Source organism: Streptomyces rectiviolaceus (assembly GCF_039533825.1).
Lineage (GTDB): Bacteria > Actinomycetota > Actinomycetes > Streptomycetales > Streptomycetaceae > Streptomyces > Streptomyces rectiviolaceus.
In genome coordinates this window covers 1-8,217 of record NZ_BAAAUG010000194.1, presented here as the reverse complement: position 1 = coordinate 8,217, position 8,217 = coordinate 1, and the positions used below count along the sequence as shown (strand labels likewise).

Annotated in this window: 9 protein-coding genes and 1 pseudogene; 7 read left to right on the top strand and 3 right to left on the bottom strand. The window is 72.5% G+C overall.

Features of this window, described 5'->3' with window-relative positions:
* Positions 1 to 569, bottom strand: a 569-nt coding sequence (locus ABD378_RS39745; RefSeq protein WP_344529548.1) for a phosphatase PAP2 family protein, incomplete at its 3' end; no start/stop codon positions are given.
* A gap of 63 nt (positions 570 to 632) precedes the next feature.
* Between ABD378_RS39745 and ABD378_RS39740 the strand changes: the two genes are divergently transcribed.
* From ABD378_RS39740 to ABD378_RS39730, 3 genes are all read left to right on the top strand, one after another.
* Positions 633 to 2,252, top strand: a complete 1,620-nt coding sequence (locus ABD378_RS39740) for an ABC-F family ATP-binding cassette domain-containing protein (RefSeq protein ID WP_344529546.1) — start codon at positions 633 to 635, stop codon at positions 2,250 to 2,252.
* 32 nt (positions 2,253 to 2,284) lie between these two features.
* The gene (locus ABD378_RS39735) at positions 2,285 to 2,896 is read left to right on the top strand and encodes a TIGR03086 family metal-binding protein (protein WP_344529544.1); all 612 of its coding nucleotides are present in this window, start codon (positions 2,285 to 2,287) and stop codon (positions 2,894 to 2,896) included.
* A gap of 87 nt (positions 2,897 to 2,983) precedes the next feature.
* Positions 2,984 to 3,934, top strand: coding sequence for an AraC family transcriptional regulator (locus tag ABD378_RS39730; RefSeq protein ID WP_344529542.1), 951 nt, complete (start codon positions 2,984 to 2,986; stop codon positions 3,932 to 3,934).
* A gap of 338 nt (positions 3,935 to 4,272) precedes the next feature.
* On the opposite strand, the gene ABD378_RS39725 is transcribed toward ABD378_RS39730, so the two are convergent.
* Positions 4,273 to 4,644, bottom strand: a complete 372-nt coding sequence (locus tag ABD378_RS39725) for a CBS domain-containing protein (protein ID WP_344529540.1) — start codon at positions 4,642 to 4,644, stop codon at positions 4,273 to 4,275.
* Positions 4,645 to 4,779: 135 nt separating this feature from the next.
* Between ABD378_RS39725 and ABD378_RS39720 the strand changes: the two genes are divergently transcribed.
* Positions 4,780 to 4,929 (top strand): hypothetical protein, encoded by a 150-nt coding sequence (locus tag ABD378_RS39720; protein ID WP_344529538.1) that lies wholly within the window; start codon positions 4,780 to 4,782, stop codon positions 4,927 to 4,929.
* A gap of 222 nt (positions 4,930 to 5,151) precedes the next feature.
* Positions 5,152 to 5,949, top strand: a complete 798-nt coding sequence (locus ABD378_RS39715) for an RNA polymerase sigma factor SigF (RefSeq protein WP_344529536.1) — start codon at positions 5,152 to 5,154, stop codon at positions 5,947 to 5,949.
* A gap of 3 nt (positions 5,950 to 5,952) precedes the next feature.
* Here the strand turns inward: ABD378_RS39715 and ABD378_RS39710 are convergent, their stop codons facing one another.
* The gene (locus tag ABD378_RS39710) at positions 5,953 to 7,110 is read right to left on the bottom strand and encodes a PAS domain-containing protein (protein ID WP_344529534.1); all 1,158 of its coding nucleotides are present in this window, start codon (positions 7,108 to 7,110) and stop codon (positions 5,953 to 5,955) included.
* Positions 7,111 to 7,187: 77 nt separating this feature from the next.
* Here ABD378_RS39710 and ABD378_RS39705 point away from each other — a divergent pair, with 77 nt between their 5' ends.
* Both ABD378_RS39705 and ABD378_RS39700 read left to right on the top strand, forming a co-directional pair.
* Positions 7,188 to 7,901 (top strand): ANTAR domain-containing response regulator, encoded by a 714-nt coding sequence (locus ABD378_RS39705; protein ID WP_344529532.1) that lies wholly within the window; start codon positions 7,188 to 7,190, stop codon positions 7,899 to 7,901.
* 117 nt (positions 7,902 to 8,018) lie between these two features.
* Positions 8,019 to 8,217, top strand: a pseudogene (locus ABD378_RS39700) (pyridoxal phosphate-dependent aminotransferase); the annotation flags it as partial.

Here is an 8,217-nt window from a genome sequence, read left to right as displayed (position 1 = left end):
TCGACGCGGGGCCTGCCCGGCGGCGGCAGCAGGTTCCGGGTCGGCACCATGCCGCGCACCGCGTAGGCGGCGCCCGCGCCGAGCGCGGCCACCGCGAGGACGTCGCTCGGGAAGTGCACACCGGTGTAGACGCGGGACAGCGCGACGGCGCCCGCGACCGGCGCGACGCCCGCACCCCAGCCCCGCGACTCCAGCGCGACCCCGGTGGCGAAGGCGGCGGCCGAAGCGGAGTGCCCCGAGGGGAAGGAGGTGGTGATGGGCTGCCGCTTCAGCTGACGCATCAGCGGCACCCCGTCGAGCAGCGGCCTGGCCCGGCGCACCGAGCGCTTGCCGAGGGTGTTGATGGTGGCCGAGGCGAGCGAGAGGGACGCGGTGCCCCGCAGAGCGGCACGGCGTGCCCGCGGGGTACGGGTCGCCGCGATCCCGGCGGCCACCCCGAACCACAGCAGGCCGTGGTTCGCGCTGTGGCTCAGGCGCGGGAGCAGGCGGTCGGCGCCCGGCCAGTGCCGGGTGGCGACGGCGTCGAAGGTGCGATGGTCCAGGGCGATGAGGCGGGTTCGCAGAGGCATGGGGCGCGGGTACCCCCGCAAACGCATTTGCAGCAACCCGTGCCCCCCACAGACAATCCCCGCATGGGACATCTAGAAGCCGCGCACATCGAGTACTACCTGCCGGACGGCCGAGCCCTGCTCGGCGATGTCTCCTTCCGTGTCGGTGAGGGCGCCATCGTCGCCCTCGTCGGGGCGAACGGCGCGGGCAAGACCACCCTGCTCCGCCTGATCTCGGGCGAGATCCAGCCGCACGGCGGCTCCGTCACCGTCAGCGGCGGCCTCGGCGTCATGCCGCAGTTCGTGGGGTCGGTGCGCGACGAGACGACCGTGCGCGACCTGCTCGTCTCCGTCTCGAACGCCCGCATCCGCGAGACCGCGAAGGCCGTGGACGTCGCCGAGCACCTGATCATGACCGTCGACGACGAGGCCGCCCAGCTCCAGTACGCCCAGGCGCTCTCCGACTGGGCCGAGGCGCACGGCTACGAGGCCGAGACGCTCTGGGACATGTGCACCACCGCCGCGCTCGGCATCCCGTACGACAAGGCGCAGTTCCGCGAGGTCCGCACCCTCTCCGGCGGTGAGCAGAAGCGCCTCGTGCTCGAGGCCCTGCTGCGCGGCGGCGACGAGGTGCTGCTCCTTGACGAGCCGGACAACTACCTCGACGTACCCGGAAAGCGCTGGCTGGAGGAGCGGCTCAGGGAGACGCGCAAGACCGTCCTCTTCGTGTCGCACGACCGCGAGCTCCTCGCCCGCGCCGCCGAGAAGATCGTCAGCGTCGAGCCGGGCCCCGCGGGCGCCGACGCATGGGTGCACGGCGGCGGCTTCGCCACCTTCCACGAGGCGCGGCGCGAGCGGTTCGCGCGCTTCGAGGAGCTGCGCAGGCGCTGGGACGAGAAGCACGCCCAGCTGAAGAAGCTGGTGCTCAGCCTGCGGCAGGCCGCATCGATCAGCCACGAGCTCGCCTCGCGGTACGCCGCCGCGCAGACCCGGCTTCGCAAGTTCGAGGAGGCGGGGCCGCCGCCCGAGCCGCCGCGCGAGCAGGACATCACCATGCGACTGCAGGGCGGGCGGACCGGTATCCGGGCCATCACCTGCAAGGGGCTCGAGCTGACCGGCCTGATGAAGCCCTTCGACATCGAGATCTTCTACGGCGAGCGGGTGGCCGTCCTCGGCTCGAACGGCTCCGGCAAGTCGCACTTCCTGCGCCTCCTCGCCGGCGGCGACGTCGCGCACACCGGCGACTGGAAGCTCGGCGCGCGCGTCGTGGCAGGACACTTCGCGCAGACCCACGCCCATCCGGAGCTCTTCGGCCGCACGCTCCTGGACATCCTGTGGCGCGAGCACGCCCAGGCCAAGGGGCCCGCCATGTCACGCCTTCGCCGGTACGAGCTCACCGGACAGGCCGAGCAGCGCTTCGAGCGGCTCTCGGGCGGCCAGCAGGCGCGCTTCCAGATCCTGCTCCTGGAGCTTGAGGGCTCCACCGCCCTGCTGCTCGACGAGCCCACCGACAACCTCGACCTGGAGTCGGCTGAGGCCCTCCAGGAAGGCCTCGAGGCGTACGAGGGGACGGTGCTCGCCGTGACGCACGACCGCTGGTTCGCCCGCTCCTTCGACCGCTATCTCGTCTTCGGCAGCGACGGCCTCGTACGCGAGACGCCCGAGCCGGTGTGGGACGAGCGACGCGTGGAGCGCAAGCGGTAGCGTCTCCCGCCGCCAGGAGGACAATGGCGGGTATGGCAGACACGACTGACACAACGGGCCCGTCCGGCCGGGCGGGCCACCCGCTCCTCGCCCGGCACGCGGCCGCCCTCGAACTCTTCACCGACCGGGTGCACGCGGTCGGGGCCGATCAGTGGGACGCGCCGACACCGTGCACCGACTGGTCCGTGCGCGACCTCGTCAACCACCTCACCGCCGAGCAGCTCTGGGTGCCCTCGCTCGTCCGCGACGGCGCCACCATCGACTCCGTCGGCGACTCCTTCGACGGCGACATGCTCGGGCCCGACCCGGTCGCCTCCTGGGACACGGCGTCCGCCGCGTCACGGGAGGCGTTCCGTGAGCCCGGCGCCCTGGACCGCACGGTCCACCTCTCCTTCGGTGACACCGCGGCGGACTTCTACTGCGGGCAGATGACCACCGACCTCGTCGTGCACGCCTGGGACCTGTCCCGGGCGATCGGCGCGGACGAGAGGCTCCCGGATGACCTCGTCGCTTTTTCCGTACGGGAAATCACGCCGTACGCTGCGGACTTGGCGAAGAGCGGGCTCTTCGCCCCCGCGGTGGAGCCACCGCAGGGCGCCGATGTGCAGACGAAGCTGCTGAGTCTGCTGGGGCGCGAGGTGTAGCTGCGGGGGAGCGCGAGTGATGTCGGGGGAGCGGGTGAGTCACGCGTGAGGGCCGAGGCGCTGAGGACGTCCTTCAGGACCGCGGACGTGGACGAGGCACGGCAGGTGATCGGTGCCACGTTCTACAGCAACTTCATGGATGTCATCGACGGGCCGCGGCCCTTCCGTGCCGAGTTCGACATCGGGCAACTCGGTGCGCTCACCCTCGGCGAGCTCAGCTGCGGCGCCGATGTGCGCATGCGGCTCGGCGAACTGGGCGCCTACCACGTGAACATACTGCTCGGCGGGCAGATGCACTTCCGGCAGGGCGGCCGCGCGGGCACCGTCGCGACGGCGGAGCGGGCCGGGGTGTTCCGGCCCGTCGGCGACACGGTGGTGGAGCGGTGGACCGGCGACTGCCGGATCCTCGCCGTGAAGATGGACCGCGAGGCGCTCGACCAGCGCCTGGAGCAGCTCCTGGGCCGCCCCGTCCGCGCCCCGCTGACGCTCGCCCCCGAACTGGACACCACCCGTGGCCCGGGCCGCAGTTGGGCCCGGCTCGTCACGGCGGTCATCGAGGATCTGCGCGAGGAGCCGGGAGCACCCCAGGCCCAGGCCTCGCTGTACACGTCGCCGTTGATCGCCCCGCCCCTCCAGGAGGTGATACTGAACGGGCTGCTGCTCTCCGCGGATCATCCCTTCCGCGACGAACTCACCTCTCCGGCAACGAAGTTGCGCCCCACGCCGGTGAAGCGCGCGATGGACGCCGTCCTGGAGCGGCCCGAGCATCCGTTCACGCCGGCCGGGCTCGCGGCCGAGGCGCGGGTCGGGGTGCGCTGGCTGCAGGAGGCGTTCCGCCGCTACGTGGGGATGTCGCCCATGGCGTATGTACGGGACGTACGGCTGACCCGCGTGCGTGACGAACTGCGGGCGGCGGAGCCCGGCGAGCTGAGCGTGAGCGAGGTGGCGCACCGGTGGGGGTTCAGCCATCTGGGGAGGTTCGCCGAGCAGTACCACGCCCGGTTCGGGGAGTTGCCGTCCCAGACGCTGCGGAGCTGAGGCCGGAGCCTGCGTCATCCGGGCCCTGTGTCATCCGGGCCCTGCGTTATCCGGACAGCGGCCGCGCTCAGCGGATCGTGACCACGGGGCAGCTGATTTATCGTTCTACCTGTCACCGGCTGGGCCGGTCGCTGTCCACGGGTCCATAACCCGCCCCAGGGACACGGCCGTGACGGACCACCGGGGACGATCCGGCCCGGCCCCAGGCCGGGCCGGGCCCGCGCCGCGGGTCCGGTCGCTCCCCCCGCACCACCCGTGCAACCGGACCCGCTCCCCCCCCCGGACCGGGCCAGGACCCCGCCCGGCCGAGGGCCGGGCCGGCGTGCCGCGCCTCGGCCTCAGGCCGACGAGGCGAGATCCCTGAGGGACACCATCCCCACCGGCTGTCCGTTCTCGACGACCGGCAGCCTGCGCACGGCGTTCTCCAGCATCAGGCTGACCGCCGACGACACCGCGTCGTCCGGAGCCACCATCACCGGGTTCGGGGTACAGACGGCCTGCGCGCTGACCGTGAGGGGATCGGCGCCGTCGGCGACGGCCCGCAAGGTGATGTCCCGGTCGGTGAGCACACCGACGACCCGGCTGCCCGTGGCCACCAGGACATGACCGATGTCCTGCGCGCGCATCAGTTGTGCCGCTTCCACCAACGAGGCATCGGGGCCTACCGCCACGACGCCCGGTGTCATGACGTCCCTTACGACAACAGCCATGATGAGGGCCCTTCCTGCGGGGGTGCGTGGTTCCGCCGCAGTACCCCTGCGCGGCCGGTCCATGCGGGGTTTGCCCCGGAGAAGTGGGGAGACCCGGCCCGCGCACCCCCCACACAGTCTGGGAGAGAAGGAGTCATGGCGGTTCTCGCTGTGTTCATTCCGGTGGTGCTGCTGGGCGTGATCCTGGCACTCGGCCGGTACGAGGAGTGGATGCTGGCTTCCGTCGCGCAGGTCAAGGGCGTCGCGAACGCCGATGAGGCAGAAGCCGTACGCCGCGCCACATGAAGGCGGCAGGGCGGTGCCCCTTCCCTCGGGTGCCGCCCCTCCCCGTAACGCACAGGTGTTTGCCTCCCGGACCGCGGGGCAGGCGATGAGGACAGTGCTTCGGACCGGAGGCACGTCCGTGGGAGTGGCTCGCGCTCACCCCGGGTGTGTCCCGTCGCGAAGGCGCGCGCATCCCACGGTGACCCTCGACCCAAGGCGACCCCAAGGGAGTTGCGACGCATCATGCGATCCGACGCGCGACAGGCGAAGCGCCATCCGCACGACGACGCCCCCGACACCGCAGCCGATTTCCGCAAGCTCACCGAGATGCCGCACGGACCCGAACGCGACGCACTGCGCCAGGAGTTGGTCAAGGCCTGGCTGCCGATGGCCGAGCGGCTCGCGGGCCGGTTCCGCAACCGCGGTGAGGCACTGGACGACCTGCGCCAGGTCGCGGCCCTCGGTCTGGTCAAGGCCGTCGACCGGTACGACCCCGAGCGCGGCAGCGCCTTCGAGAGCTATGCCGTGCCGACCGTCACCGGCGAGATCAAGCGCCACTTCCGTGACCACATGTGGACCCTCCATGTGCCGCGCCGCGTACAGGACTTGCGCAACCGGGTGCGGTTCGCCCGCCAGGAGCTGAGCCAGACCGTCCCCGGGCGCGCCCCGACCCTCGCCGAGATCGCCGAGAAGGCGCAGCTGTCCATGGAGGACGCCGCCGCAGGACTCGAGGCGCTCGACAGCTTCACCGCGCTCTCCCTGGACGCCGAACTGCCGGGCAGCGAGGACGGATACGCGCTGCGCGACGCACTCGGCGCGTCCGACCCCGCGCTCGATGTCGTCATCGACCGCGAGGCCGTCAAGCCCCGCATCGCCGCGCTGCCCGAGCGGGAGCGCGACATCCTCTACATGCGGTTCTTCGGCGACATGACACAGAGCCGTATCGCCGAACAGCTCGGCATCTCCCAGATGCACGTCTCCCGGCTGATCAGCCGCTGCTGCGACCGCCTGCGCGACCAGGTCATGCAGGATGCCGCCTAGGCCCTAGGCCCTGTCGGACGCCCGGCCGCCCGCTCCGCGGGTCATGGCCAGCGCGATGTGGCGCGACATCACATCGACCGCCTGCGCCTCGGCCATCGAGAAGGCGAGCCGCGCCCCGCTTCTGAACAGCGTGAGGACACCCTCCACCGGGCCGTCCGAGCGTCCCCTCAGCGGTACGCACAGCAGGGACGTCACCTGCGCGCGTACGAGGACGGGGGCGCCGGACGAGTCCCGGCCGAAGGAGTCCGGGTCCTCCGGACGGACCTGCAGCGTGGGCGCCCCGCCGCGTGCCGCCTCGACGACGAGGGGGCACGCGGCGGGGGCCTGCGCGAGGACGTCGCCGACCGGTGCGTCCGTCGGCCCAAGGACCGTCGTACGCCGCTGTCGCGCGGCCCCCTCGTCGGCTATCACCCAGTCCGCGAACCGCGGGTGCAGGACGCCGGCCGCCCGCTCGAGCACGCCCGCGCGGTCCCCGGCGGGAGCGGTGAGCAGCGCGGTGGTCATGGCGTCGGCGAGGTCCATCCGGGCCGCGTGCCGGGTCGCCTCGCCGAGGTCGGGGGCGGAAGCCCGGAAGGTGTCCTGCGGTGGTCCGCCCGAGTCCGCGGGCCGCGTGCCCGGCTGCAGCACCACCAGGACCGCCGTGCGCGGCTCGGCGCCGGGCCGCAGCGCGGTGAGGATCGCGCGGTGCGGGACGTGCGGATTGCGCTGGAGGTGGACGGTGAGGCTGCGGTCGCCCTCGCCGCGCGCGACCGCCGCCGTCTGCGAACGGAACGCGACCCGGTCCGCGTGCAGCAGGAATCCGGTCAGCGGCCTGCCGGTGGCGTAGCCCGCGCGTGCGCCCGTGAAGCCGGCCGCGGCGAAGTTCATCCGCCGGACCACCGACTCCCGGTCGACCAGCGCGACGGGCAGGGGGAGGCGCTGGAAGATGGCCCGCAGGAGGCGCTGCTCGTCCCGGTCGGGTGCGCCGCCGCCCAAGTGGCCGTCGGCGGCGAGCCGTTCGTAGAGAGGCCTCAACTTGTCTGCTACGTGGTCGAGTTCGAAGATCGCCGCGTCGAGTACCGTACCGAGATCGTCCGTCGGTACGGAGCGTGCCGACTTCAACTCGGCGACGCGGCGCACGAAGTCCGCAACCTCTTCACCGAACTCCTCCATTTTGGCCATGTGCCGAACGTATCCGCTGCGGCCGTTTTCCGGGGAGCCTCGAGGGAAGGCGGAGGGTGTAGGAGGAGGAAACCACCATGCCTCTCATGGCGGAACCGGGCCTGGCAGGACCCGAGTCGGCCCTGCCGGGACGCAGGCTCTCGGAATTGGCGGAGCAGGCGGTGCGCTGCACCACCGCGTGCTGTGGCGCGGGTACGACCGTATCGGAAGGCGGCAGCGAACACCCCGCATCGGTGACCCACCCCGACCTGGCCGGTCTCGTCTCCGTCCAACTGCGCTCGGGCGACGGGCCCATACCGGCGGCGCAGGAGCGGGGCGCCCCCGTGGAGACCGGAGACCTGCTGCGGGACGAGAGGTGGCCCGAGTACCGCGCCTTGGCACTCGACTCCGGCGTACGTTCCAGCATCACGCTCCCCTTCCAGCGCGCGGGGCTCACGGTCACCCTGACCCTGTTCAGCTTCCGCCCCTGCGCCCTGGACGACGTCCCGCACGGCCCCGCCCAGGCACTGGGCGACCTCGCCACCACGGGCCTGGTCCGTGACCGCCGCTACCGCGCGGCCCTCACCGAACTGGACCACCTGGGCACGGCCCTGCGCACCCGCCCCGTGGTGGACCAGGCCTGCGGCATCATCATGCACGTCCTGACCTGTGACGTGGACAAGGCCTTCACGGTGCTGCGCCGCATCTCCCAGACCACGAACCGCAAGCTGGCCGATGTCGCGTCGGCGGTGGTGGAGACACGGGGGAAGGGTCTAGAGCGAGAGCTGGCGGGACTGGCCGCCGAAGACTGACCGCCTGTCTGCCCGCCCCGCCCCGGGAAGCCCCCGGGAAGCCGGGACCCGGGGCGGGAACCACTCGGCCGGAGGCCCCCGCGCGCGCGGAGCGGCCCGTCACGTTTCGATTGGTTCATGCGGACGGAACCCGAAGGCCGTGGCCCTGTCCGGTACGGGCCTCCCCTGCCGGAGCCGGGCCTCCCGGTCCTGCCCGAGCTGTCCGCCGTGCTCGCCGGTGCCGCGGGCCGAGCCCACGCCGAACCGCCCGGCGGCAGCCCCGCCCTCCTGGACGCGGCGAGCGGCTACTGGGCCCGGCGTGGCCTCCCGGTGGAGC

What these genes read in the sequence shown, in the direction of transcription:
- ABD378_RS39725 (WP_344529540.1), bottom strand. Translation starts at nt 4,644, where the DNA reads ATGGCTGTTGTCGTAAGGGACGTCATGACACCGGGCGTCGTGGCGGTA.
- ABD378_RS39705 (WP_344529532.1), top strand. Translation starts at nt 7,188, where the DNA reads ATGCCTCTCATGGCGGAACCGGGCCTGGCAGGACCCGAGTCGGCCCTG.
- ABD378_RS39710 (WP_344529534.1), bottom strand. Translation starts at nt 7,110, where the DNA reads ATGGCCAAAATGGAGGAGTTCGGTGAAGAGGTTGCGGACTTCGTGCGC.
- ABD378_RS39715 (WP_344529536.1), top strand. Translation starts at nt 5,152, where the DNA reads ATGCGATCCGACGCGCGACAGGCGAAGCGCCATCCGCACGACGACGCC.
- ABD378_RS39735 (WP_344529544.1), top strand. Translation starts at nt 2,285, where the DNA reads ATGGCAGACACGACTGACACAACGGGCCCGTCCGGCCGGGCGGGCCAC.
- ABD378_RS39720 (WP_344529538.1), top strand. Translation starts at nt 4,780, where the DNA reads ATGGCGGTTCTCGCTGTGTTCATTCCGGTGGTGCTGCTGGGCGTGATC.
- ABD378_RS39740 (WP_344529546.1), top strand. Translation starts at nt 633, where the DNA reads ATGGGACATCTAGAAGCCGCGCACATCGAGTACTACCTGCCGGACGGC.